This window comes from Herbaspirillum sp. NPDC101396, assembly GCF_044767365.1.
Taxonomy (GTDB): Bacteria; Pseudomonadota; Gammaproteobacteria; order Burkholderiales; family Burkholderiaceae_D; genus Herbaspirillum.
The window spans coordinates 776727-801285 of the sequence record NZ_JBIWNT010000002.1 but is presented as its reverse complement, the minus strand read 5'-3'; the positions used below and the strand labels follow the sequence as shown (position 1 = coordinate 801285).

Here is a 24559-nt window from a genome sequence, read left to right as displayed (position 1 = left end):
CCGATCACAGACACTATCCAGTAATCGAATTGCCACTTTATCAAAATTCCTCATTAGGGAGTATTCAATCAAAATTGGCCCAATTCAAAAAAAAATTAAAATGTTCCGCCTAGATCTGTTCCTCTACTGGTACTGATTCACGAAACAGCAATAAAAAAGCCCCGCGACATCACTATCGCGGGGCCTCTTTTATCTACCCAAAACTTCAGGCAATCCTCTGCTCCGAAGCCGGATCAAACAACAATGCCTTGGTCAGATCAAACGCCAGCTTCAACGGTTCATTCGGCAAGGCCCCTGCGCGCGGATGCGTACGGCAAGTCACCGGCGCATCGTTGAAGCGCGCCACCACCAATGTGTCCGGGCCGGTCGGCTCGGTCAGTTCGATGGTGCAGTCAACTTCGGTCGGACGGTAGCTGCCGGTGGTGCTCAGCGGGTCGCCGTTGCGCGCACTCATGGCGTCGGTCACGTGTTCAGGACGGATGCCAAGGACGATGTCGCGGCCTACCCATTTTGCTACGGCATCGGTGTGGCCGTTCAGCGGAAGGGTCAGCAAAGTCTTGCGGCCGCCGTGGTCGAGCTCGAATGCGGGAGCGGAGCCGTCGGTGGTGAGCTTGCCGCGCAGGAAGTTCATCGACGGCGAGCCGATGAAGCCGGCCACGAAGAGGTTGCTCGGCGAGTCGTAAATCTCTTGCGGGCTGCCGAATTGCTGGACCACGCCGTCCTTCATGACGGCGATGCGGTCGCCCAGGGTCATCGCCTCGATCTGGTCGTGCGTGACGTAGACGATGGTGCTGCCCAGGCGCTGGTGCATGCGCTTGATTTCGGCGCGCATTTCGACGCGCAGCTTGGCGTCCAGGTTCGACAACGGTTCGTCGAACAGGAACAGCGACGGATCACGTGCAATCGCGCGGCCCATTGCGACGCGCTGGCGTTGACCGCCGGACAGCAGTGCCGGCTTGCGATCCAGCAGATGGGTGATCTGCAGGATGTTGGCGACGCGCTCGACGATTTCCTTTTGTTCGGCTTTGGGGATCTTGCGGATGCCGAGGCCGAAGGAAATGTTTTCGCGCACGGTCATGGTCGGATACAGCGCATACGACTGGAACACCATGGCGATGTCGCGCTCTTTGGGGGCGACGTTGTTGACGACGCGGTCGCCGATCATGATCTCGCCTTCGGACACGCTTTCCAGTCCGGCGATCATGTTGAGTAGCGTCGACTTGCCGCAGCCGGAGCCGCCGACCAGGATCAGGAACTGGCCGTCTTCGATTTCGAGGTCGATGCCCTTGAGGACTTCGTTACCGTTCGGGTAAACCTTGCGTACGTTGCGAATTGATAAGCTTGCCATTCTCTTACTTCTCCATGAATTCTTGTCTTGAACTGCTTAACCCTTGACGGCGCCTGCTGTCAGGCCGCGGACAAAGTATTTACCAGCGAGGATATACACCAGCAGCGTCGGCAGCGCAGCGATGATCGCCGCCGCCATGTTGACGTTGTACTCGGTCACGCCGGTCGAGGTGTTGACCAGGTTGTTGAGCGCCACGGTGACCGGCTTTGCATCCGAGCCGCCGAACACCACACCGAACAGGAAGTCGTTCCAGATCTGCGTGAACTGCCAGATGAAGCACACCATGAAAATCGGCAGCGACAGCGGGAAGATGATCTTGCGGTAGGTCAGAAAGAATCCTGCGCCGTCGATGCGCGCCGCCTTGACCAGCTCTTCCGGCACGGTCACGTAGTAGTTGCGGAAGAACAACGTGGTGAAGGCGATGCCGTAGACGATGTGGACGAAGATCAGGCCCGGCGTCGTATTGGCCAGGTCGAACATGCCCAGCAGGCGCGCCATCGGCAGGATCACCACCTGGAACGGAATGAAGCAGCCGACCATCAGTGCGGCGAACAACGCCTCCGATCCACGGAAGCGCCAGTGCGCCAGCACGTAGCCGTTGAGCGAGCCGATCAAGGTCGAGATCAGCACGGCCGGAATCGTCATCTTGATCGAGTTCCAGAAAAACGGCGCGAGGCCGCCGCAGTCGACGCCGGTGCAAGCTGTATCCCAGGCTTTGCCCCAGGCTGCAACCGTCGGCGCCATCGGCGGCGCCAGCAGGTTGCTGGTGCGGATTTCGTCGAGCGACTTGAGCGAGGTGGTGATCATCACGTACAGCGGCGCGAGGTAGTACAGCGCCACCAGCACCAGCAGGATGTAGATCAGCACGCGGCCGATGGTGAGCGGCTTGCGCTCCTGGTTCGGGCCCCCTTTGGGAGCGAAGGTATCAACGGCCATTGCGGGTTCCTTTCGTTTCCAGATACATCAAAGGCACCAGCACGGCCAGCACGGTCGCCAACATCATCACGGCGGACGCGGCGCCGAGGCCGAGTTGTCCGCGCGTGAAGGAGAACTGATACATGAAAATCGCCGGCAAGTCCGACGAGGTGCCGGGTCCGCCTGCGGTCAGGGCCATGACCAGGTCGAAGCTCTTGATGGCGATGTGGCCGAGCACCAGCAGCACACTGAAGAACACCGGACGCAGCGCCGGAATGACGATGCGGCGGTAGATGGTCGGCAAGCTGGCACCGTCGACCATTGCGGCCTTGATGATGGCGTCGTCGATGCCGCGCAGGCCGGCCAGGAACAGCGCCATCACAAACCCGGACGACTGCCACACGCCGGCGATGACGACGGTGTAGATCGCCATGTCGGAGTTGACCAGCCAGTCGAAGGTGAAGTTGGCGAAGCCCCAGTCATGCATCATTTTTTCCAGGCCGAGGCCGGGATTGAGAATCCATTTCCAGGCGGCGCCGGTGACGATGAAGGACAGCGCCATCGGATACAGGTAGACGGCGCGCAATGCGCCTTCGGCACGGATCTTCTGGTCCAGCAGGATCGCCATGAACAGGCCGATGGCCAGGCACAGCAGGATGAACAGGCCGCCGAAGATGCCGAGGTTGCTGGCGGCGGTCCACCAGCGGTCGAGCGCGAACAGTCGGGTGTATTGATCGAAGCCGGCGAATTCGTAATTGGGCATCAGGCGCGAATTGGTCAGCGACAGATAGCCGGTGAGTGCGATGAAGCCGTAGACAAACACCAGCGACAAAACGATGGTCGGTGATAAGACCAGGCGCGGCAGCCAGTTGTCGGCCAGCGCGGCGAATTTTCCACTGCGGCCGTTTCTACGCGCGGGCTTGCCGGCAGCGTTCGAACTGGTCGACGACAGGGAAACTGTTGAATTGGACATGCATGTCTCCTGAACCCGGGGAACTATCGCGAAACCGGTCGAACAATCCTGCCGGCCTTTCACGATGATGGGCGCCCGACCGCTGCGCCCGCCCCGTAAATACCCTGTCCGCAAACACGCCGGAGCGTGCTGCGGAACAGGCCTTATTACACTGCTTCTGGTTACTTCTTATTGCTTACTGAGTTTTAGCTGCTTTGGCCAGCGCTTGCACGGCGGCTTGTGAAGTCATGTTGGAGTTCATGAACTTGGCAATCACGTCGAACATCGCGCCTTGCGCTGCCGAGCTGACGGCCATGCCGTGGGCCATGCTTGGCTCCAGGGTGTTGGCCTTGCTCGATGTCGCGAAGTCGTCCATCGACTTGGTGGCGCAGCTGTCGAACTTGCCGCGTGGGATATCAGGACGGACCGGGATCGAACCCTTGTTCAGGTTGAAGACTTCCTGGAACTCTGGGCTCATGATGGCGGTTGCCAAAGTCAGCTGGGCCTTTTGCGAATCAGGATTCTTGACCTTGAACATGGCGATCGAGTCGATGTTGAAGGTATAGGACTTGTCAGTGCCAGGTGCTGCTACGCACAGATAGTCCTTGCCTGGTTGCTTGCCGGCGGTGGTGAACTCGCCCTTGGCCCAGTCGCCCATGAATTGCATGCCGGCCTTGCCGTTGATGACCATGGCGGTTGCCAGGTTCCAGTCACGGCCTGCGGAATCCTTGTCGATGTAGGTCTTGATCTTGCCCAGTGTGTCGAAAGTCTTGACCATGTTGGCGCTGGTCAGGGCTGTCTGGTCCAGTTTCACCAGCGCCTTCTGATAGAAGTCGGCGCCGCCGACGCCCAGGGCGACGGTTTCAAAGACGGTGGCGTCCTGCCATGGCTGACCGCCATGGGCAACGGCGACGAAGCCGGCCTTCTTGATCTTTTCTGCAGCGTCGAAGAATTCATCCCAGGTCGTTGGAGTCTTGGCGCCGGCTTTCTTCAGCACTTCAGGGTTGATCCACAGCCAGTTCACACGGTGCACGTTGACCGGTGCGGCGACATAGTGGCCTTGATACTTCATCACGCTGGAGACCGACTTCGGCAGCAGGGAATCCCACTTGCCGGCAGTTGCTGCGGCGTCGATGTTGGCCAGTACGCCTTCCTGACCCCATTCTTGAATTGCAGGGCCTTTGATCTGGGCGGCTGTCGGAGGGCTGCCGGCGATGACGCGCGCCTTCAGCGCTGTCGTCGCGTTTTCACCTGCGCCGCCGGCGACCGCGAAGTCTTTCCAGGTCACGCCCTTGGCTTCCATGATTTTTTTGAGTTCGGCAACCGATTTTGCTTCACCGCCGGAAGTCCAGTAATGCAGCACTTCCACTTCCGCGGCGTACGCTACGGTGGAAGCTGCGATCAGGGTGGTGGCGATCAGACTTTTTTTAATGGCGTGCTTCAACATCATTTTTTATCTCCTGTGTTTTAAAAATTGCCGTCGGCTTGCACCGCGGCAAGGTCTTGGTTCCCCGGGGAAGAGAACTTGCTGTTGGTACGGCGGGTGCTTTCAAGAGCACTCTTTTCTACTTCACTTTACTAAAACTACAAAAATTGCCTCAATAAACTTAATTATTAGGACGAACTCCCGTCGCTCGCTTGTAATTGTAGTAATGCTACAGTAACATTGCAATATAAGTTTTGTTTAATTACATAGAAATCTCATGCAAGTCATTCAAGAAGAAGCGTGCTTGTTCAATTTCGTCCTGTTTGGAGCGACAGGCGACCTGGCGATGCGGAAAATCCTTCCCGCGCTGTTCTCCGCGCATCTTGACGGCAAATTACATCAAGATGGCCGCATCATCTGCGTCGCCAAACAGGAGTTGAATCAGGAGTCGTATCTTGACTGGGTTCACACCCAATCCGGCCTGTATGTCAGCGAAGGCATTGCCAATCAGAACGCCGACAAATGGCAAAGTTTTCTGCGCCGCATTACTTATGTCGCGCTGGACGCGACCAGCGCCGCCGACTACGCGTTGCTCGGCGAACAACTGAACGGCCAGGCCGTCACTGTCTATTACCTGGCGACGTCGCCGAAGCTGTTCGAACCAATCTGCAACCACCTGGCCGCCAGCAGCATTGCGCTGGACAACGCCCGCGTGGTGCTGGAGAAGCCCCTCGGCCACGATCTCGAGTCCTCGCGCGCGATCAATGACGCCGTGGCGCGGGTGTTCGCTGAAGACCAGATCTATCGCATTGACCACTATCTGGGCAAGGAGTCGGTACAGAACTTGCTGGCTTTACGTTTTGCCAACAGCCTGTTTGAACCGCTGTGGCGGCGCGAGTCGATCGAGCACGTGCAGCTGACCATCGCCGAACAGCTCGGCGTGGAAGGCCGCGGCGAGTTCTACGACGGCACCGGCGCCTTGCGCGACATGGTGCAAAACCATTTGCTGCAGCTGTTGTGCATGGTGGCGATGGAACCTCCGACTTCGCTTGATGCCAATGCTATACGGGATGAAAAAGTACGCGTGCTGCGCGCCCTTAAACCGTTCAGCCGCGACGACCTGGAAACCCGCGCTGTGCGCGGCCAATATGCCGCCGGTGCGGTGCGCGGCCAGGCCGTCGGCGGCTATCACCAGGAAGCCGGCATTGCGCCGCAGTCGAAGACCGAGAGCTTCATCGCGTTGCATGCCGAGATCAATAACTGGCGCTGGGCCGGCGTGCCGTTTTTCCTGCGCACGGGCAAGCGCCTGGCGGAGCGCACTGCGGAGATCGTGATCACCTTCAAGCCGATCCCGCACGCGATCCTGCCGATGCCGCAAGGCGTGGAGAGCAGTAACCGGCTGGTGATCCGGCTGCAGCCGGAAGAATCGATACAGTTGCACTGCTTCGCCAAGCAACCCGGCGACAGCATGACGATACAGCCGGTGGCGCTGGACCTGGCCTTCGACCAGGCTTTCAAGCAAAAGCGAGCAGATGCTTACGAGCGGCTGCTGCTCGATGTAATTCGCGGCAACCTCGCGCTGTTCGTGCGGCGCGATGAGCAGGAAGCGGCATGGCGCTGGGTGGAACCGTTGTTGAACCATTGGCAGAGCACTGCTGCGCTGCCGAAATCTTATCTTGCTGGAAGTTGGGGACCCAGTGCTTCGTCGGCGATGATGTCGCGCGCCGGCGCGCACTGGCCAGAAGACCGGTGATGGCCACGGATTTGCGCAAAGCGAGCTAATATACGCCCACTTAAAATAAAAGCACCGCAGAGCAAGCCCGCGCACAGCCTCACCGATACGCATAACAGTTTTTTTTCGGAAAGTTTCACTACATGTCTTCAGCATCGCTCATACATGGCAGCTACAACGCGTCGAACACCTTCATGGATGGTCCGCGTTTGTTGGCAGACATCGGCGGCACCAATGCGCGCTTCGCGCTGGAACGTGCTCCCGGACAGATAGATACGATCCAGACCTTGCGTTGCGCCGACTATGCGGAGTTTTCGCAGGCGGCCAAGGCTTACCTGGAAACCAACGAACATCCGGCCATTCACCATGCGGCGATCGCGATCGCCAATCCGGTGCAAGGCGACCAGATCAAGATGACCAATCATCACTGGGCGTTTTCGATTGAAGAGACGCGCAAGCTGCTCGGTCTCGATACGCTGCTGGTGGTCAACGATTTCACCGCGCTGTCGATGGCATTGCCGCATCTGGAGCAGTCGCATTGCATACAGATCGGCGGCGGCCAGGGACTGGAAGGCGGCGTGATCGGCCTGGTCGGCGCCGGCACCGGTCTCGGCGTGGGCGGCTTGATCCCTAGCGAAGGACGCTGGATCGCGCTGGGCAGCGAAGGCGGCCACGTGTCGTTCTCGCCGGCCGACGAAAAGGAAGCGGCTATCCTGCAATATTGCTGGCGCACTTATAAACACGTCTCGGCCGAACGCCTGATCTCCGGCCCCGGCCTGGAAATGATTTACAAGGCGCTGTGCGAGATCAACAAGGTCAAGAACCCGGAAGAATTGGCGGCGCCGCAGATCGTCGACCGCGCGCTGAATCAGAAAGACCCGCTGTGCCTGGAAGTGGTGGACGTCTTCTGCGGCATGCTCGGCACGCTGGCGTCCAACGTCGCGGTGACGCTCGGCACGCTGGGCGGCATCTACATCGGCGGCGGCGTGGTGCCGCATCTGGGCGACTACTTTGCACGCTCAGCCTTCCGCGCGCGCTTTGAAAGCAAGGGGCGTTTTGACGCCTACATGCAAAAGATCCCGACCTTCGTCATCACCGCGCCCTACCCGGCTTTCGTCGGCGTCGCCGCGATCCTGGCCGAACGCCTGGGCGGCGGCAATGCCGTGCCTTTCCTGGAACGAATCCGCAAGGCGCGCTCGCAATTCTCGCCGGCCGAAGAACGCGTCGCCGGCCTGATCCTGGCGCACCCGCGCGCGGTCATGAGCGAACCGATCTCGGAAATCGCGCGCCGCGCCAACGTCAGCCAGCCGACCGTGATCCGCTTCTGCCGCACCATGGGCTGCCAGGGTCTGGCCGATTTCAAACTGAAACTCGCCTCGGGCGTCACCGGCACCGTGCCTGTCACACACAGCCAGGTCCACGTCGGCGACTCCTCGCTGGACGTTGGCGTCAAGGTGGTGGACAACACCATCGCGGCGATGATGGAAGTGCGCGACAGCCTCAACGCGGACACGCTGAGCAAGGTCATCGAAGTGCTGAGCCATGCCACGCGCGTGGAGTTCTACGGCTTCGGCAGCTGCGGCCTGGTGGCGGAAGACGCGCAACAGAAATTCTTCCGCCTCGGCATTCCGTCGACCGCCTACACCGATCCGCAACTGCAGGAAGTCTCGGCCTCGCTGCTGAAGAATACCGACGTCGCGGTCATCATCTCCAACTCGGGCCGCCTGCGTCACCTGGCGACCACGGTCGAGGTCGCGGTGAACTCCGGCGCCACCATCATCGCGCTGGCGCCGAGCAATTCGCAGCTGGCCAAGCGCGCCGACTACACGCTGGCGGTCGAGCACGATGAAGGCAGCATGATGCACATCCCGATGGTGTCGCGCATCCTGCTGCTGTTGCTGGTGGATGTGCTGGCGGTGGGCGTGTCGCTGAATCGCTCGAGCCCGTTCGCGGAGCTGCAGCGCCAGGCCAAGCGCGGCATCCTGGCCCACATCGCGTCGACGCACGACGTCCTCGGCGACAAGGTGTCGGCAGCCGACGATCATCCCGTGGAAAAGCACGGCGACGAAGGCAACAAACCGAATCTGATCTCGCACACCAAATAAGACCGGGCAATATCAGGTAATACCAGGCAAGCGGCGAAGACAGGACGGCGGACTGCAGATGCAGCACCGGCCCTCCACAAAAAATAAACCGGCAAGGCCTGCAAGGCTTGCCGGTTTTTCTTTGAATAGCACCACCGCCTGCTTCAACGGCGCGGCACTGCCTTGGCGTGAGGAATTGTGCAATGGTCCCGATCGCTACATGCAGTTTTGCATTCCGGAGCAGGATCATTGTCGGTAATGGTGACGCCGCCGGGAAAATGCCCGCTGTTCCAGGTGCGCAAGAGAATGCGATCAAGCACCGTGCGAGCGCACAACTTGCGATTATATTGCGCCACCAACTCGGTATCGATGCGATCTATCCTTTCCTGAACATCCTTGAGCTCGGGATTTCCACGTACGGAGAAACCTGCAACGATGGTTTTCAGCGACGCGAAGTCCACTGACGCCAATTGCATGTTCGACAGTATCTCGAGACTGCCGCAGTCGCCGCTACCAGGTCCGCACGACTGACCGATCGAAGCCAGCGAAGTCATCCGGATCGTCCGCAGTTGCGGATTATCCCCAATGCTCACACTTTTCCCGACCGCTATCGGAGAGGTGATCGAGAGCATCTTGAGTTGCTGGTGAGCTTGAATACTGACGTCCCCCCCGATCGTTTTCAATGAACGAAAATCGAAAGGCTCGACAATGTCGTCGGCCAGGGGGATCTGCTCTTGCTTGCTGCCGAGATTGGCATTCTTGCTCAACGTCAGACTACCGCCAATTCCAGAAAGTCCAGGAAACACGAGACGCTCCAGAGCGGCATTGCCAACGGCGCCGAGCTCCCCGCCGAGCGTAGTCAGGAAAGGTATCGCGACAGTATGAACTTTCACACTTCGGTCGATGCTTATGCTCCCGGTCACCTCTTCCAGATAAGGCAGGATGACAGCCGCAACCGGCCCGTGAATGTACAGGTCTCCGTGGATTTTTCGATAGTGCCCCGTCTCGAACAATTGCAGCTGACGGTTTGCGTCATCGACGTTGGGCGCATCGATGAACACGCTCCCCTCGTAGGTGCGCCCTGTCAACTTGTTGTCGGGCCACTGGGAAACACAGCGCGTGTGCATGCCATCTCCCGTGACGGTCACTCCGCGCCGGAAGTCCACGCCATAAAAATCCGAACCGACGCGATGCAAGTCCGCCGTACTGCTGCTCAGCGACAGCTCGCCCGAAAAGAGCGGATCGAGGTAAGGATGGCTTTGCCCTGCACTCACCAGGCTCAGGAGTTCATGCTGCGCAGGAACGCGCCAGCGCTTGCCACCCAAGCCCGATCCAAGGCAGGCATCCGCCAAGGCACTGGCGTCGTTGGCCTGTACCGTCTGCTTTTGCCATCCCAGTCCGGTGGCATTGTCTTCGACCCAGCCTCCCCGGTCGGTGTAATGACTGTCTGGTTTGGCCTCGTGAAAGTCCGCGACGCACAGAACACCAGCCAGATTGCCCTTTGCGCTTCTGGAAAAACTTCTCCCATCAAGGAAGTCGATGAGCCAATACGAATCCTTGTCGGCGCCGTTGATATCGGATGGCGTCGAGGTCCAATAGGGAATTGAACGGATACCCGGCAGACGGTCATGATCAACGACCGGGTTGGCGTATTTGTAGTTAACGAGCGTCTGTAATTGCTGCCTCGTGGGGATCTGCATCGCGGGCCAGCCCAAGCTTTCACAATAACTTCGGGCGTCTTCGAGAGTTTTGTCGGCCGGTAGCGCGAACGATCTCTTGCTCCACAGCAAACCGGTTGCATCGTCCAACAGGGTGAGTTCATTCTCGGACGACCATTTCGGTGCATCCATCACCGGTTGCCTTACCCCGTTGACGGTACGGGTAGTACGCCACTCTGCACCGGGCAGCGACGGTTTGTCACTTTTCGGACGTGTCGTCGCACACGCCGTCAGCAGAACAGCCGCCAAAAGCAGGAATGCAAATCCGATCTTGCGATAACTTTTCAACACAGCATCTCCCCCGAGTATGTCGCCTTGTCATATGCCGGCTCCGGCTGTTGCCGTGCGCTGAATATACGGCATAGGGTGCAGGAAAGGTAGTGCCGGGAAACTTGCGGAAGAAAATAAAAAAGCCCGCTCAACATCGAACGGGCCAAGAGGGGGAGTTCCTCAGGATGTCACTACACCTACGACTACTCTGCGTTACGTGTGCCGCCCGACTAAAGTACAGCACGTTTGCTGCAGACCTGCGCGGGATGATTCCATCGCGACTATTAACGATGGAATCATGCCCGCGAGGACGGTGCCGGGATCACGCGATCCCGGGCTTGTCTTGCATCAGAACGAGTGGCTGACGCCGAAGTACAGCGCGTTCATGTTCTGACCCACGGCGCCGCCATTGGTGCCGTACTCGACCGAGAAGTCCGAAGTCGAGCTGTTGCGGATTGTGCCGACGGTTGCGTACAACAGTGTGCGCTTGGACAGGCTGTAGTTACCACCGAGGACGAACAGGTTGGCGCTACCCACGCCGCCGTTGACGTTGACGTGGTAAGCCGCGCCAATCAGTGTCAGAGCTGGTGTGATCTGGTAGTTCGCGCCCAGCCAGTAATGGTTGGCGCGGTCAGGCGAACCTGCTGCTGCCGAAGGCGCGCGCAGGTTTTCGTAACCGGCGAACAACTTCAGTTTGTCGATGGTGACGGTGCCGCCCAGTGTGAGCTCTTTGGAAGAAGCAAACAATGTGGAGAACTGACCGTTGGTGTCGCGTTGCACGTCATAGATGGCGCGCAGTTCATAGGTCGGCTGCACGAAAGCCAGCGAGATGCCGTCGCGGCTGCCGTTGTTGATATTGGTTGGGCCGGTTGTCGGGGCTACGCCCTTGGTGAACGAACCTGCAGCTTCGCCGAAGCCGTGCATGACAGTTGCCGTGAAGCCGCCGAAGTTTGGCGTTTCATAGCTGACCATGTTGTTGGTTTGCGGCCAGTTGCGTTCCTTGACCAGTGTCGCGGTGCTCAGCGCTTGTTGGCCGGTCGGATCCAGTGCCCAGATCGGATCGCTTTGGATCGCCAGGTCCTTACCCATTTTCAGAGTACCGGCCGAGCCGCTCAGACCGACGAACGAGCGACGTGTCCACAGACCCGAACCGCCGTTGACCTGGCCGTTGGAAGCGTCAAAACCGCTTTCCAGTGTGAAGATCGCCTTAAGACCGCCGCCCAGATCTTCATTGCCCTTGAAGCCGAACATGCTGGTACCCCACTCATTGCCGTCAACGCCCCATTTGCCGCCGCGGGAAACGACTGCGCCGGTGGAATCGCGTTGGGTGAAGTTGCTTTGATAATTGATACCGGCGTCGATACGGCCGTAGATGGTGACGTTAGTCTGAGCCTGAGCGCTTGCGCATGCGCCGGCCATGACGGCAGCAATAGCGAGCGGCTTCGCAATGAATGCGACCTTTGATGCTTTTTTCATTTCATCTCCTAAATTTGCTGTGGGGACTTCCACTATTTTTCGAGCATTGCACTCGAATTCTTTTTTTTGGGCATTGTTTCCACGCAGCCATGTGACGGTTGCGCTTCTTTTTGCCTCTCTACATTTTATGTAGTTTTACTAAAAATTTTATTTAATTCTACACATTAAAAATTTATTTTCCATGATTTTTTTACCGCAACTACATAGATTTTATAGATTTATTGGGAATTACAACAGTTGCGAGCCATAGAAACAAAGAATATGTGTACTAATGCTACAAGTAGCTTTGCTACTTATTGTTAGTTTTAAAACTACATTTTGGTTTAAATATGTTGCTGATACGAACTTAAACTTCAGCGGGGTGATTTGAGCAAGGAGAATCATGCCTGCCGACAACAGAGAGGCACTACCCGGATATTTCTCCGGATAGCGTAAAAAGCAAAGGCCTGGCGCACCGCCAGGCCTTCTATATATAGAGTGCAAACGAAGCTGAGTCGCCGCCGCGTGATCAATCGGCGACGCGCACCACCACCTTGCCGAAATTACGACCGTCGAGCAAACCGATCAACGCAGCTGGCGCATGCTCCAGTCCTGCGACGATGTCCTCGCGCAACTTGACCCGCCCGGCGGCGACCCAGGCGCGCATGTCGCGCTGGAATTCAGCATAGCCGTCGGCATAGTGGTCGAGGATGATGAATCCTTGCATGCGGATACGCCGGAACACCAGCGCGCTCAATAGCTGCGGCAAACGATCCGGGCCAGCCGGCAGACCCTTTTCGTTGTAATGGGCAATCGACCCCGATACCGGTATGCGCGCGTGGTCGTTGAGCAGCGGCAGCACCGCGTCGAACACCGGACCGCCGACGCTTTCGTGATAGATGTCGATGCCATCCGGACAGGCCGCAGCAAGCTGGCGTGCGAACTCCGGATCGCGCCGGTCCAGACAGGCGTCAAATCCCAGCTCATCGACGACATATCGGCATTTGTCCGCGCCGCCGGCGATGCCGACTACGCGCGCGCCCTTGATCTTCGCGATCTGCCCAAGCACCGAACCGACAGCACCACTGGCTGCCGCCACCACCACGGTTTCACCAGCCTTCGGCCGGCCGATCTCGAGCAGCGCGTGATAGGCGGTGAAGCCGGGCATGCCCAGCGCACTCAGCGCGTAAGAAGGATGTGCGGCATCGCCCAGCGGTGTCAGGTCGCTGCCCTCCGACAAGGCGTATTCCTGCCAGCCGTCGAAACCCAGCACCAGATCGCCTTCATTGAATTGCGGATGCCTCGACGCCACGACGCGACTGACTGTGCCGCCCACGATCACATCGCCTAAGGCCAGCGGCGGCGCATAGGACGCAGCATCACTCATGCGGCCGCGCATGTAGGGGTCGAGCGACAGGAACATGGTCTGCAGCAGCAATTGCCCCTCCGCTGGTTCGTGCATGGCGACTTGCTCCAGGCGGAAATCTGCGGGAACCGGTGCGCCGTGAGGACGTTGCGCCAGGACGATGCGACGATTGACGAGGGGATATTGGTGTAGCGGCATGTTTTCTCCTTTTCGATTTACCTGATAGGCTTTGATATTAATAGACCGGTCGTCTAGTAATGAGTTAAATAAAAAGGCCGCCAAAACACATCTGCATCTTGGCCGCCACCGTCAATGAAGAGTCAGGCCGGCGAATCCGCCAGTCCCAGCAATTGGCGCGTGCTCGCCATGGTCGTATCAAGCGGACCGCGATGGCGGCTGATCTTGGCCATCAGGCTGCCGCCCAGCCACAGCTGGTACAGCGTGGCGGCCAACTCGGCCGGCTCCTGCGTCACCTGCAGCGATTGATCGGCCTGCCCCTCCGCCAGGCAGCGCGTCACGCGCTCAATGATGCCGCGCGTACCCCACTCCAGCGTCGCCCGCATGCTTTCGGACAGATCCGAGACTTCAGCACTGAGCTTGACCGCCAGGCAGCGCTGATCGGGATCGCCGCCGGTCTGGGTATCGAGCCAGTACTGCCAGTAACGCATCAGCCGCTGCGCAGCCGGATCGCGCCCGCCCAGCAAGATGTCGAGCTGTGCGTGGTGACCGGTGAAATACCAGGTCAGCAAGGCGTCGCCGAAAGCTTCCTTGGACGCGAAGTAGTGATAGAACGAGCCTTTGGGAATCTTGGCGGCAGCCAGCAACTCGGTCAGCCCGACCGCCGTGAAGCCCTTTTCCAGCATCAGGGACTTGGCGACGTCGAGCATGTGCTGACGCAGATCGGGAGGAGCAATGGCAGTAGTCATGGGCGCATGATGTCATAGATTAGACCGGTCGTCTAGTTAACCTTGACACAGATATTTCGTCGTGCTGCCTGGCCCGCATGAGCGCGAACGTGCCTAAGCAGCGAAATGCTGCATCAGATGTTCAATAAAACTGCGCGCCGACGGCTTGGCGGCATGTCCGGCGGGGAAGACCGCATGCAGTTCGAGTTGCCCTGCGTCCCAATCCGGCAGCACGCGCGTCAATGCGCCGCCATCGAGTTCGGCGCGGCAGCCCCAGCGACTGGTCTGGACGATGCCGAGACCGGCGACTGCGGCGGCGATCGCCGCTTCATTGAGCGACACCAGCAACCGTCCGTCGACGCGCACGGAAGCGCTGCGCCCGCCCTGACGGAATTCCCAGGTGCGTCCGCCCGTGGGACCCAGGATCATCGCATGCTCGGACAGGTCGGCAGGCGTGCTGGGCGTGCCATGTTTGACCAGATAGGCTGGCGCCGCCACCAGCATGCGCGGAGAGACGGCAACCCTGCGCGCGGTAGCGCTCGAGTCGGGCAGGACGCCGAACCGCAACGCCAGGTCCGCGCCCTCCTGCACCAGATCCTGGCGCTGGTCGCTCATCATCAACTCCACGCGCAGCGCGGGATAGCGCTCCATGAAGAGCGGCAACTGCGGCACGATCTCGCGCACCGCGAGGCTGGACGATACCGCGACGCGCAGCAGGCCGCGCAGCTCTCCCGTGCCTCTCACTGCGTGGTCGGCCTCTTCCAATGCCGCCAGGATCGGCTCAATGCGCGCCAGATAATCCTGGCCGGCCTCCGTCAGCGACACTGCCCGGGTGGTGCGGGTAAATAGCGCGGCGCCGACCTCTTTTTCCAGTTCGGCGGCGATGCGGGACACCGAAGGTTGGGACAGGCCTAGTTCCTGCCCCGTCTTGGAAAAACTGCCGCTGCGCGCGATCCGGACAAACACACGCAACGCAAAAAGGCGATCACTCATGACTATCCATTCATTTGAAATTTGGATATATCTTAGTCGATTTACCCACCTTCTCGCTCATCGACAAATGAAAGATAGTTCTCCTCACGCCACATGGCGCAACCAACTGAGGAAACTGTAATGAAACTACCTGAACAACTCGCCGAATTCCGCCGCAACTTCGAAGCCGGCGGCCCGCCGTTCAACGCCCCTGCCTGGATCCACGAACCCATGCACCGTGCCACGGCAGAGCTGGTGGCGTCTCGCATCGCGGACCGCGCCCTGAAGGCCGGCGACGTCGCTCCCGACTTTGCCTTGCCGGACGTCGACGGAACACCCCTTTCGCTCGCCGAACTGCTGAAATCCGGTCCGCTGGTGCTGAGCTTTTACCGCGGCGTCTGGTGCCCCTACTGCAACCTGGATCTGCAGGCCCTGCAAAAGGCCTTGCCGCAGATAGAAGGCCTCGGCGCGCAACTCATTGCGGTATCGCCGCAAACGGCGGCCAATACACGCCGCTCGGTGCGCGAGAACAACGTCAGCTTTCCGATCCTGTCCGATTCCGGCAATGAAGTTGCAGCGCAATTCGGCCTGCGTTTTACGCTGCCCGAGTATCTGCAGGATCTCTACAAGAACACGTTCAAGAACGATCTTGCCATCAACAACGGCGAACCAAGCTGGACCCTGCCGATGCCCGCGCGCTACGTCATCGGCCAGGACGGCGTGATCGCCTATGCGGAAGTCAATCCTGACTATACGCAGCGTCCCGATCCTTCAGAGCTGCTGCCGGTGCTGCAACAACTCAAGCTCAGCGCAGCCTGATTCCCCCCATCACTGATGCCGGCCTATCCGGGGCCAGCACCGTGCAAACAAATTCACGTCCATGACAGTCGTCGCTGGATGAACGCACTACATTTAAAGGAAATGAACATGTCCAAGTTACAAGGAAAAATCGCTGTCGTCACAGGCGGCAGCAGCGGTATCGGCTTTGCTACAGCAAAGCGGTTCGTCGAAGAAGGCGCCTATGTTTTCATCACCGGCCGCCGGCAGGCGGAGCTCGACAAGGCCGTGATGGAAATCGGCAGCAACGTGACTGCCGTCCAGGGCGACGTCACGAGCATGGATGATCTTGATCGTCTGTACGCAACCATCAAGGAGTCCAAAGGTGCAATCGACGTACTGTTCGCGAACTCCGGTTTCATTGAATTGCAGACGATTGACCAAATCAGTCCGGAGCATTTTGACAAGACCTTCGATATCAACACCAAGGGATTGCTGTTTACCGTACAGAAAGCCCTGCCGTTGATGCGCAAGGGCGGCTCGATCATCCTCGCGTCTTCGATTGCCAACAGCAAGGCGATGCCTTCCTACACCACTTACAGCGCGTCGAAAGCGGCGATCCGCTCATTCGCCCGGACCTGGACGCTGGAACTCAAGGATCGCGGCATTCGTGTCAATACGCTCAGCCCGGGACCAGTGGATACGCCCATCATTGACTCGCAGTTTCAGACCAGGGAAGAGGCGGACAAGCTGCGTGAAACATTCTCGCAAGCGATTCCGCTTGGCCGGATGGGACGCCCGGAGGAACTGGCGTCCGCGGCGCTGTTCCTCGCGTCGGACGACAGCAGTTTTGTAGCCGGAATTGATTTGCCCGTAGACGGCGGCATGGCTCAGATCTAGAAATGATTGGCGGCGCGCCCGGTTGTGAAGCGCGCCGCCGATTGACCATACACGGGACATTCCATGATGAACGAAGATGCGACGATGCTCGCCTTGAGTGCGATCGCACACAGATCCCGGCTGGCGATTTTCAAGGCGCTGGCCGCCGCTGGACCGCGGGGACTTTCCGCGGGCGAGATTTCTGCGCAATTGCAGATCGTTCCCTCCAGCCTGTCGTTCCATCTCAAGGAGATGACGAGGGCTGCGCTGCTGTCGGCGCGGCGCGAGGGGACTTATATTTATTATTCAACGGAAGAGAGTGTCGTTGTCGGCGTGATTGATTTTCTGATTGAAACCTGTCTTGTTGAGAAGAAGCGCCTGGAATAAATCCTAACGAAATCATCGGGTACGAAAGTACACGTCGAAAAATCATCCGATGAGCAAGAACGATGAGCTGACTTTTTCTCTGACAAGCCGAAATCCCCCAGCAAAAGAAAAAGGGCTTACGTTTTACCGTAAGCCCTTGATATTGCTGGTGGCCCCCCCGTGAGTCGAACACGGCACCAACGGATTATGAGTCCGCTGCTCTAACCAAGCATGAGCTAGGGGGCCTGAGTCTGGCCGGGACCGAAGTCCCGATCTGACTTAGTTACCTTCCAGGAAGCTCTTCAGCTTGTCGGAGCGCGACGGATGGCGCAGCTTGCGCAGCGCTTTTGCCTCTATTTGACGGATGCGCTCGCGCGTGACGTCGAATTGCTTGCCGACTTCTTCCAGCGTGTGGTCGGTCGACATTTCGATGCCGAAACGCATGCGCAGCACCTTGGCTTCGCGTGGCGTCAGGGAGTCGAGGATGTCCTTGACCACACCGCGCATCGAAGCGTGCAACGCGGCATCGGCCGGGGCCAATGTGTTGTTGTCTTCGATGAAGTCGCCCAGGTGCGAATCGTCGTCGTCGCCGATCGGCGTTTCCATGGAGATCGGTTCTTTGGCGATCTTCATGATCTTGCGGATCTTGTCTTCCGGCATTTCCATCTTGATGGCCAGCGTCGCCGGATCAGGTTCTGCACCGGTTTCCTGCAGGATCTGACGCGAGATGCGGTTCATCTTGTTGATGGTTTCGATCATGTGCACCGGAATACGGATGGTGCGCGCCTGGTCGGCGATCGAACGGGTAATTGCCTGGCGAATCCACCATGTCGCATAGGTCGAGAACTTGTAGCCGCGACGGTATTCGAACTTGTCCACCGCCTTCATCAGGCCGATGTTGCCTTCCTGGATCAGATCGAGGAATTGCAGGCCGCGGTTGGTGTACTTCTTGGCGATCGAGATCACGAGACGCAGGTTGGCCTCGGTCATTTCACGCTTGGCCATGCGCGCCTTCTTCTCGCCGGCGCCCATCTTCTTGTTGATGCCGCGCAGGTCTGGAAGCGGCAGCACGACGCGCGCTTGCAGGTCGATCAGCTTCTGTTGCAGTTCCTTGATGGCTGGCACGTTACGCGCCAGCACGACGCTGTAGGCGTGGTTGCCGCTGACTTCGCCGTCAACCCAGTCCAGGTTGCTTTCGTTGCCCGGAAAGACCTTGATGAAATGCGCGCGCGGCATGTTGCATTTGTTGACGGCGACGTCGAGGATCTGACGCTCGATCTGGCGCACTTCGTCGACTTGCGCACGCAGCGTGTCGCACAGCTTTTCAACGACCTTGGCGGTGAAGCGGATGCCCAGCAACTCGTTGGAAATGATTTCCTGCGCCTTGACGTACGGCTTCGAGTTGTAGCCTTCTTTTTCGAAGGCCTTGCGCATGTTGTCGAACTGGGTCGAGATGGTGGCGAACTTGCCCAGCGCATCGCGCTTGAGCTGTTCCAGCTGCTCGGCGGAGAAACCTGCGGCGCCGCCGGTGTTGCTGCTTTCGCCTTCTTCTTCCTCTTCCTCGTCGTCCTCTTCGTCGTCCTCTTCGTCTTCTTCATCCGAAGCGGCGGCGACAACGACTTCGCCTTCACTCATGTCAACCAGGCCGTCGACGATTTCGTCGACCTTGATTTCATCTTTCGAGATCTTGTCGGCGGCAACCAGGATTTCAGCGATCGTGGTCGGGCAAGCCGAGATCGCCTGGATCATGTCCTTGAGGCCGTCTTCGATGCGCTTGGCGATTTCGATTTCGCCTTCGCGGGTCAGCAGTTCGACCGAACCCATTTCACGCATGTACATGCGGACCGGGTCGGTGGTGCGGCCGAAATCGGAGTCGACGGTCGACAGCGCAGCTTCGGCGGCGGCTTCGGCGTCGTCGTCGCTGGCGACGTTGGCGACGTTGTCGGACAGCAGCAATGTTTCAGCATCCGGCGCGTGTTCGTACACGGAGATGCCCATGTCGTTGAACGTGCCGATGATGCCTTCGATGGCTTCCGGATCGACGATGTTTTCGGGCAGGTGATCATTGATTTCGGAGAAGGTCAGGTAGCCGCGCTCCTTACCCTGTTTGATCAGGGTCTTGAGCTTTTGGCGGCGACGCTCGAGTTCTTCTTCGGTGGCTTCGGTGTCGGACGAGAACGCGTCTTTCAGCAGCGCCTTTTCCTTGGCCTTGCGGTCCTTGGCCTTGGCCTTGTCGACGGCCTTGAGTTCGGCGCGCTCAACCGCATTCAGTGCGGCGATTTCGTCGTTCTCGGGCTGGAATTCCTTCGGCTTGCGGCCACGGCGGCCCGGCACCTTGACGGACGGCAAAATGTAGCCGGACGTGTCGATGGCTGCCAGTGCGGCGGCGTCGGTGGTCTGGCTGACGCCAGGCGCGATCATGACGCTGACGTCTTTGACTTCGCTCTTGACTGCTGCTTTCGCGGCAGGCTTGGCGGTTTTCGGTTCAGGTTTCTTGATTGTCACAGAAGCTTTCGATTGCACAGAAGCCGGCTTGACGCTGGCTTGAGATAAGTTCTTCTTCGTTGGCGTTGCAGCCGCTTTGGTAGTCGCCTTGGCAATTACCGGCGCTGCAGCGCGAACCGCCGTAGAAGCAGGTTTGGCACTGGTTTTTTTCGCCGAGGCTGTCAATGCAGCTTTCGCCGGCGAGCTTGTTGCCCTTACTGCCGTCGCCGTTGCTTTGCCGGTGGGCTTTGCAGCAGCTGTTTTCTTCGGGACCGATCGTGTTACAGGGGTCGACTTGCTTGCCGGCTTGACGGCCGGCTTGGTGTTTTTAGCGGAAGGTGTCGGAGTTTTTGCGGTTTTCTTCATTGCATCTGCCATAGAATCAAAGCCAAGTGAGTCAAACTCATTGCGCCAATAAAACCATGCTCTTCATGCATCTCATACCAATTGGATACGATTTGCCCGCGCAACGTTCCTAAATCTTTCGTCCCCTGCATTTCTTGTCCAATGCGATGGCTTATTTGCCTTCATTCGCTCTATGGACCGATGGTTCAATGAATCTTTGCCGCATCACGAGTTATGTTTCGCCGCGGAATTAAAGCCCTAGATTATAACATATATAGGGTGTTTTTCCCGGAGATCAAGGCAATCCTGTGTAAGATCCCGCCCCGATCGTCCCTCAACACCTCTCAAAATCATCCGAAATCAGCTCCCGTGAGACGTTTCAGATGCTCCTTCCTTTGCATCAATTCCCGGTACCTGCTTTGGGCAACTTCATCCCTCAGTCCGGTAATCGACAATTGCTTCATTTCGTCCTCGACCTGGCGCATTTTCATCTGGCGCACGGCGCCGGCCATTTCTTGCCGGACGACATCGAATTCGGATTCGGCCTCGGTCTCGGCTGCGATTTCAGCGATCAGGCTTTCAAAATCCGCCCCGCCGTCACGCAGCAGCTCGACCAGCGTCGCGAAATTGGCTTGCTCACCCATGCTGCGGCACGCTTCAACCAGTTGCGTCACCATCTGCGCGTGATCCGGTGCGTGATGGCCGACCACCACCAGGGTGTCGTCGTCCAGATCCGCGGACAAGGCCGGATGCGCCACCAGCAGCCGCACGATCTGGCGCTCCAGTCCGATCGGCGCCATGCGCTTGCTGCGCGGCGGCGGCGCCCGGCGCGCGGCAGTCTGCACCACCGGATTGGACAGCTCGAACAAGGCCTCGATTTCAGCCGGCGAGGTCTGCGTGACCTGTGCCAGGCTGCGCACGATCTGCAGGCGCAAGGACGACGGCGGCAGCGCCTGCAACATCGGCTTGGCGTCAAACTGCGCGCGGGCGCGGCCTTCCGGCGTGGTCATGTCGTTCTCGCCGACCACTTCCTTGATCAGGAATTGCGACAGCGGCATCGCTTCTTTAATCTGCTGCTCGAACGCTTCTGCGCCTTTTTCGCGCACGTAGCTGTCGGGGTCGTGTTCCTTCGGCAGGAACAGGAACTTGATGATCTTATTGTCCGAAGCGTGGATCAGGCACGCGTCCAGCGCACGCCGTGCGGCGCGTCGTCCGGCCGAGTCGCCGTCGAAGCTGAACACGACTTCGTCGGTCTGACGCAATAATTTCTGCACGTGGATCGGCGTGCACGCCGTACCCAGCGTCGCCACCGCCTGCGGGAAACCCAGCTGCGCCAGCGCCACTACATCCATGTAACCTTCGGTCACCAGCACATAGCCCGCTTCGCGGATCGCCTGGCGCGCTTCGAACAAACCGTACAGCTCGCTACCCTTTTGAAATAGCGGCGTTTCCGGGGAGTTCAAGTACTTCGGCTCGCCGCCGTCCATGACGCGGCCGCCAAAGCCGATGACCTGGCCCTTGGTATTGCGGATCGGAAACATCACCCGGTGACGGAAGCGGTCGTAACGCTTGCGGCCCATGCGCTGGCCGCCGTCCTCGTCGCTCTTGTCGATCACCAGGCCGGCTTCGACCAGGGCCGGCACTTCATAATCCGGGAACACCTTGCGCAGGCTGTCCCATTCATCAGGCGAATAACCGAGGCCGAACTTGGCGGCGATTTCGCCGGTCAGGCCGCGGCCCTTCAAATATTCAACGGCGTTCGGCGCCGCCCGCAGCTGCTGGCGATAAAAATCGCAAGCCGCCGACATCGCATCCGACAAGGCCATGCTCTTGGCCTGCTGCTCGGCGCGCTGCGCCGGGGGGATGCGGTCGTCGTTGTCGGGCACCGTCATGCCGACGCCCTGGGCCAGATCCTTGACCGCCTCGACAAAGCCAAGGCCGGAATATTCGATCAGGAAACTGATGGCCGTTCCATGCGCGCCGCAGCCGAAGCAGTGATAGAACTGCTTGGTCGGACTGACCGTGAAGCTTGGCGATTTTTCGTTATGGAACGGGCACAGGCCCATGAAGTTGGCGCCGCCCTTTTTGAGCTGCACATACTTGCCAACCACATCGACTATATCGACGCGGTTGAGCAAATCCTGAATGAACGACTGTGGAATCACAGGGAGTTAGCGTCCTGACAAGATTCAGGCTTTGGTCAAGGCGGCCTTGACCAGAGCGGACACGGCAGTCATGTCGGCGCGACCGGCCAGCTTCGGCTTGAGCACGCCCATGACCTTGCCCATGTCCTGCGGACCGGCGGCGCCGGTGGCGGCCACGGCGGCCTGCACTTCAGCCTTGATCTCGTCATCGGACAGGCCGGCAGGCATGTAAGTGGTCAGAATGGCCAGTTCGGCCTTCTCGATATCGGCCAGGTCCTGGCGACCGCCGGCTTCGAACTGGCTGATGGAATCCTTGCGCTGCTTGACCATCTTGTCAATGATCGCCAGCACCATGGCGTCGTCGAGCTCGACGCGCTCATCGACTTCCTTCTGCTTCATCGCCGCGGTGATCAGGCGAATCGTACCCAGCTTGGCCGCCTCTTTGGCGCGCATCGCCGCCTTCATGTCTTCGGTGATTTGCTCTTTCAGACCCATTGCATTCTCCAGAGATAAGCGATTGATTCAATCTAGCACAAGCCTCAAATCCCGGTCGCTGAAGTGCGTCGCAAAGGACTTATATGAGACCACGTAGGCCGTCGATAAGCGTAGCGAGCAGGACCGACATGTGGATCGAGGAGCGGAATCGTACGAATGTACGATGAGCACCGCAGACCGCATGCCGGTTCGCGCAGCAGCTTAGCGACGGCCTACGAATGCGAAAACCCGCTGTGGTTTGAGCCAGAGCGGGTTTAACGTGGTCGCGCGCACCAAGGCGGCGCGACGGGAAATTCTTAGTACAGCTTCTTAGGCAGTTGCTGGCTGCGGATGCGCTTGTAGTGGCGCTTCACTGCGGCTGCCAGCTTGCGCTTGCGTTCTGCTGTCGGCTTTTCGTAAAACTCGCGCGCGCGCAACTCGGTCAACAGACCGGTTTTTTCAATAGTGCGCTTGAAGCGGCGCATGGCGACTTCGAACGGCTCGTTTTCTTTAAGACGAATAGTGGTCATGTAGATTCAAACCAAAGAGGTTAGGTTGGATACGGAAAGAACGCGATTTTAGCAGACCGAAGCGGCAAATGGAAGCTTTACCGTGGCTTTTTTCCAACCGGACGGCAAAAAATCCAAATAAATCAATGATCTGGGATGCGTGCCGGAAACATACACTCCCGCATTCACGCCAACTCTATTCAATCGCCTGCCCCGCCGCCACGCCCGACGCCCAAGCCCACTGGAAGTTGTAGCCGCCCAGCCAGCCGGTCACGTCGACCGCCTCGCCGATAAAATGCAGGCCCGGCACCTTGTTGACCATCATGCTCTGCTGCGACAGCTCGCGCGTGTCGACACCGCCCATGGTGACTTCGGCCTTGCGGTAGCCTTCCGAACCATTCGGCTTGATGGTCCAGCGGTTGAGCGCTTCGCCCACCTGGCGCAGTTGCTTGTCCGGCATGTCGGCAATGCGCGCCGTGCCGTCGAATCCGTTGGCTTTGAGCAAGCCGTCAGCCAGGCGCGCCGGCAGCCATTGCCCCAGTTGGTTGCCGAGATTCTTCTTGAGCGTGGTCTTGCCTTCGATCAAGACCTCGGCGACATCGATCTGCGGCAGCAGGTTCAACGTCAGCGAGGCGCCCTGCTGCCAGAAGCTGGAAATCTGCAGGATAGCCGGACCGGACAAGCCGCGATGGGTAAACAACAAGTCTTCGAGGAAGTAACCGCGCTCCTTCTTGACGCCGGTCTCCACCTCGACTTCCAGCGCGATGCCGGCCAGGTCGACGAAAGGCTGCCAGCCGGCGCCGTCGAAAGTCAGCGGCACCAGGCCCGGGCGCGTCTCGACCATCTTGATGTCGAACTGTTTGGCGATGCGATAGGCGAAATCGGTGGCGCCGATCTTGGGAATCGACAGACCGCCCGTGGCGATCACCACATGACGCGCCAGGATTTCGCCGGAATCGGTCTCCAGCCGGAACAGCTCGCCGTCCTTGCCGACCGAGGCCACGCCGCACGGCATGCGCCACTCGACATTGCCTGAGTCGCACTCGGCCTTGAGCATGGCGATGATCTCTTCAGACGAGTCGTTGCAGAACAACTGGCCCTTGTGCTTCTCATGGAAGCTGATCTGGTAGCGCTTGACCAGCGCAAGGAAGTCCTGCGGCGTGTAGCGCGACAAGGCGCTTTTGCAGAAATGGGGATTTTGCGAAAGGAAATTCTGCGGCGTCGCGCCGATGTTGGTGAAGTTGCAACGACCGCCGCCGGAGATGCGGATCTTCTCGGCCAACTTGGATGCGTGATCGATCAGCACCACCGACTTGCCGCGCTGCCCTGCCACGGCCGCGCACATCATGCCGGCGGCGCCGGCGCCGATTACTGCTACATCGAATGGTGTTGTCATGTTTGCTTTCGCCAGCCTGCTTCGCTGGCGAAGGCAGGGGCA

Annotated in this window: 20 protein-coding genes and 1 tRNA gene; 6 read left to right on the top strand and 15 right to left on the bottom strand. The window is 59.0% G+C overall.

Annotated features, from left to right (window positions below; genetic code table 11):
• Window positions 1-205: 205 nt before the first annotated feature.
• From ACIROY_RS08740 to ACIROY_RS08725, 4 genes are all read right to left on the bottom strand, one after another.
• On the bottom strand, window positions 206-1348 hold the full coding sequence (locus ACIROY_RS08740; protein WP_402341198.1) for an ABC transporter ATP-binding protein: 1143 nt from the start codon (window positions 1346-1348) through the stop codon (window positions 206-208).
• 36 nt (window positions 1349-1384) lie between these two features.
• On the bottom strand, window positions 1385-2284 hold the full coding sequence (locus tag ACIROY_RS08735) for a carbohydrate ABC transporter permease (protein WP_402274546.1): 900 nt from the start codon (window positions 2282-2284) through the stop codon (window positions 1385-1387).
• Window positions 2274-3236 (bottom strand): carbohydrate ABC transporter permease, encoded by a 963-nt coding sequence (locus ACIROY_RS08730; RefSeq protein WP_402274543.1) that lies wholly within the window; start codon window positions 3234-3236, stop codon window positions 2274-2276. Before ACIROY_RS08730 ends, ACIROY_RS08735 begins: the two co-directional genes overlap by 11 nt.
• A gap of 175 nt (window positions 3237-3411) precedes the next feature.
• A complete protein-coding gene (locus tag ACIROY_RS08725; RefSeq protein ID WP_402274541.1) occupies window positions 3412-4665 on the bottom strand; it encodes an ABC transporter substrate-binding protein in 1254 nt (417 codons plus the stop codon).
• Between the two features lie 253 nt (window positions 4666-4918).
• Between ACIROY_RS08725 and zwf the strand changes: the two genes are divergently transcribed.
• Together zwf and ACIROY_RS08715 are read left to right on the top strand one after the other, a co-directional pair.
• A complete protein-coding gene (gene zwf, locus ACIROY_RS08720) occupies window positions 4919-6394 on the top strand; it encodes a glucose-6-phosphate dehydrogenase (protein ID WP_402274539.1) in 1476 nt (491 codons plus the stop codon).
• 122 nt (window positions 6395-6516) lie between these two features.
• A complete protein-coding gene (locus ACIROY_RS08715; protein ID WP_402341196.1) occupies window positions 6517-8478 on the top strand; it encodes a glucokinase in 1962 nt (653 codons plus the stop codon).
• A gap of 143 nt (window positions 8479-8621) precedes the next feature.
• Here the strand turns inward: ACIROY_RS08715 and ACIROY_RS08710 are convergent, their stop codons facing one another.
• The 5 genes from ACIROY_RS08710 to ACIROY_RS08690 form a co-directional block, all read right to left on the bottom strand.
• Entirely contained in the window at window positions 8622-10463 is a 1842-nt protein-coding gene (locus tag ACIROY_RS08710; RefSeq protein ID WP_402341194.1) for a DUF1566 domain-containing protein, read from the bottom strand.
• Between the two features lie 330 nt (window positions 10464-10793).
• Window positions 10794-11921: a porin gene (locus ACIROY_RS08705; RefSeq protein WP_402274532.1), complete on the bottom strand. Its 1128-nt coding sequence runs from the start codon at window positions 11919-11921 to the stop codon at window positions 10794-10796.
• A gap of 508 nt (window positions 11922-12429) precedes the next feature.
• Window positions 12430-13464, bottom strand: coding sequence for an NADP-dependent oxidoreductase (locus tag ACIROY_RS08700; protein WP_402341192.1), 1035 nt, complete (start codon window positions 13462-13464; stop codon window positions 12430-12432).
• 122 nt (window positions 13465-13586) lie between these two features.
• Window positions 13587-14192, bottom strand: a complete 606-nt coding sequence (locus tag ACIROY_RS08695; RefSeq protein ID WP_402274527.1) for a TetR/AcrR family transcriptional regulator — start codon at window positions 14190-14192, stop codon at window positions 13587-13589.
• A 93-nt stretch (window positions 14193-14285) separates the two neighbouring features.
• The gene (locus ACIROY_RS08690) at window positions 14286-15164 is read right to left on the bottom strand and encodes a LysR family transcriptional regulator (RefSeq protein WP_402341190.1); all 879 of its coding nucleotides are present in this window, start codon (window positions 15162-15164) and stop codon (window positions 14286-14288) included.
• 120 nt (window positions 15165-15284) lie between these two features.
• On the opposite strand from ACIROY_RS08690, the gene ACIROY_RS08685 reads away from it, so the two are divergent.
• From ACIROY_RS08685 to ACIROY_RS08675, 3 genes are all read left to right on the top strand, one after another.
• Window positions 15285-15962, top strand: a complete 678-nt coding sequence (locus ACIROY_RS08685) for a peroxiredoxin-like family protein (protein WP_402341188.1) — start codon at window positions 15285-15287, stop codon at window positions 15960-15962.
• A gap of 108 nt (window positions 15963-16070) precedes the next feature.
• Window positions 16071-16820 carry an SDR family NAD(P)-dependent oxidoreductase gene (locus ACIROY_RS08680; RefSeq protein ID WP_116436716.1) on the top strand — a complete coding sequence of 250 codons (750 nt, stop codon included), beginning with the start codon at window positions 16071-16073 and terminating at the stop codon, window positions 16818-16820.
• 63 nt (window positions 16821-16883) lie between these two features.
• Window positions 16884-17186: an ArsR/SmtB family transcription factor gene (locus ACIROY_RS08675; protein WP_402341186.1), complete on the top strand. Its 303-nt coding sequence runs from the start codon at window positions 16884-16886 to the stop codon at window positions 17184-17186.
• Window positions 17187-17332: 146 nt separating this feature from the next.
• Here the strand turns inward: ACIROY_RS08675 and ACIROY_RS08670 are convergent.
• Together ACIROY_RS08670 and rpoD are read right to left on the bottom strand one after the other, a co-directional pair.
• Window positions 17333-17411: transfer RNA gene (locus ACIROY_RS08670), tRNA-Ile, on the bottom strand.
• 33 nt (window positions 17412-17444) lie between these two features.
• Complete coding sequence (gene rpoD, locus ACIROY_RS08665; protein WP_402274512.1) at window positions 17445-19670, bottom strand: RNA polymerase sigma factor RpoD; 2226 nt, start codon at window positions 19668-19670, stop codon at window positions 17445-17447.
• Window positions 19671-19758: 88 nt separating this feature from the next.
• Between rpoD and ACIROY_RS08660 the strand changes: the two genes are divergently transcribed.
• The gene (locus ACIROY_RS08660; RefSeq protein ID WP_402274509.1) at window positions 19759-20067 is read left to right on the top strand and encodes a hypothetical protein; all 309 of its coding nucleotides are present in this window, start codon (window positions 19759-19761) and stop codon (window positions 20065-20067) included.
• 277 nt (window positions 20068-20344) lie between these two features.
• Here the strand turns inward: ACIROY_RS08660 and dnaG are convergent, their stop codons facing one another.
• From dnaG to ACIROY_RS08640, 4 genes are all read right to left on the bottom strand, one after another.
• Entirely contained in the window at window positions 20345-22159 is a 1815-nt protein-coding gene (gene dnaG / locus ACIROY_RS08655) for a DNA primase (protein WP_402341185.1), read from the bottom strand.
• Between the two features lie 24 nt (window positions 22160-22183).
• Window positions 22184-22633: a GatB/YqeY domain-containing protein gene (locus tag ACIROY_RS08650; RefSeq protein ID WP_402274504.1), complete on the bottom strand. Its 450-nt coding sequence runs from the start codon at window positions 22631-22633 to the stop codon at window positions 22184-22186.
• Between the two features lie 296 nt (window positions 22634-22929).
• Complete coding sequence (gene rpsU, locus ACIROY_RS08645) at window positions 22930-23142, bottom strand: 30S ribosomal protein S21 (protein ID WP_005665410.1); 213 nt, start codon at window positions 23140-23142, stop codon at window positions 22930-22932.
• A gap of 175 nt (window positions 23143-23317) precedes the next feature.
• Window positions 23318-24517 carry an NAD(P)/FAD-dependent oxidoreductase gene (locus ACIROY_RS08640; RefSeq protein ID WP_402341184.1) on the bottom strand — a complete coding sequence of 400 codons (1200 nt, stop codon included), beginning with the start codon at window positions 24515-24517 and terminating at the stop codon, window positions 23318-23320.
• Window positions 24518-24559 lie beyond the last annotated feature (42 nt).

Coding starts and splice junctions, on each gene's coding strand:
- ACIROY_RS08700 (WP_402341192.1), bottom strand. CDS start 13,464: ATGCCGCTACACCAATATCCCCTCGTCAATCGTCGCATCGTCCTGGCG.
- ACIROY_RS08650 (WP_402274504.1), bottom strand. CDS start 22,633: ATGGGTCTGAAAGAGCAAATCACCGAAGACATGAAGGCGGCGATGCGC.
- ACIROY_RS08685 (WP_402341188.1), top strand. CDS start 15,285: ATGAAACTACCTGAACAACTCGCCGAATTCCGCCGCAACTTCGAAGCC.
- ACIROY_RS08640 (WP_402341184.1), bottom strand. CDS start 24,517: ATGACAACACCATTCGATGTAGCAGTAATCGGCGCCGGCGCCGCCGGC.
- ACIROY_RS08680 (WP_116436716.1), top strand. CDS start 16,071: ATGTCCAAGTTACAAGGAAAAATCGCTGTCGTCACAGGCGGCAGCAGC.
- ACIROY_RS08690 (WP_402341190.1), bottom strand. CDS start 15,164: ATGAGTGATCGCCTTTTTGCGTTGCGTGTGTTTGTCCGGATCGCGCGC.
- ACIROY_RS08740 (WP_402341198.1), bottom strand. CDS start 1,348: ATGGCAAGCTTATCAATTCGCAACGTACGCAAGGTTTACCCGAACGGT.
- ACIROY_RS08735 (WP_402274546.1), bottom strand. CDS start 2,284: ATGGCCGTTGATACCTTCGCTCCCAAAGGGGGCCCGAACCAGGAGCGC.
- ACIROY_RS08695 (WP_402274527.1), bottom strand. CDS start 14,192: ATGACTACTGCCATTGCTCCTCCCGATCTGCGTCAGCACATGCTCGAC.
- zwf (WP_402274539.1), top strand. CDS start 4,919: ATGCAAGTCATTCAAGAAGAAGCGTGCTTGTTCAATTTCGTCCTGTTT.
- ACIROY_RS08675 (WP_402341186.1), top strand. CDS start 16,884: ATGATGAACGAAGATGCGACGATGCTCGCCTTGAGTGCGATCGCACAC.
- rpsU (WP_005665410.1), bottom strand. CDS start 23,142: ATGACCACTATTCGTCTTAAAGAAAACGAGCCGTTCGAAGTCGCCATG.
- ACIROY_RS08725 (WP_402274541.1), bottom strand. CDS start 4,665: ATGATGTTGAAGCACGCCATTAAAAAAAGTCTGATCGCCACCACCCTG.
- ACIROY_RS08715 (WP_402341196.1), top strand. CDS start 6,517: ATGTCTTCAGCATCGCTCATACATGGCAGCTACAACGCGTCGAACACC.
- ACIROY_RS08730 (WP_402274543.1), bottom strand. CDS start 3,236: ATGTCCAATTCAACAGTTTCCCTGTCGTCGACCAGTTCGAACGCTGCC.
- ACIROY_RS08705 (WP_402274532.1), bottom strand. CDS start 11,921: ATGAAAAAAGCATCAAAGGTCGCATTCATTGCGAAGCCGCTCGCTATT.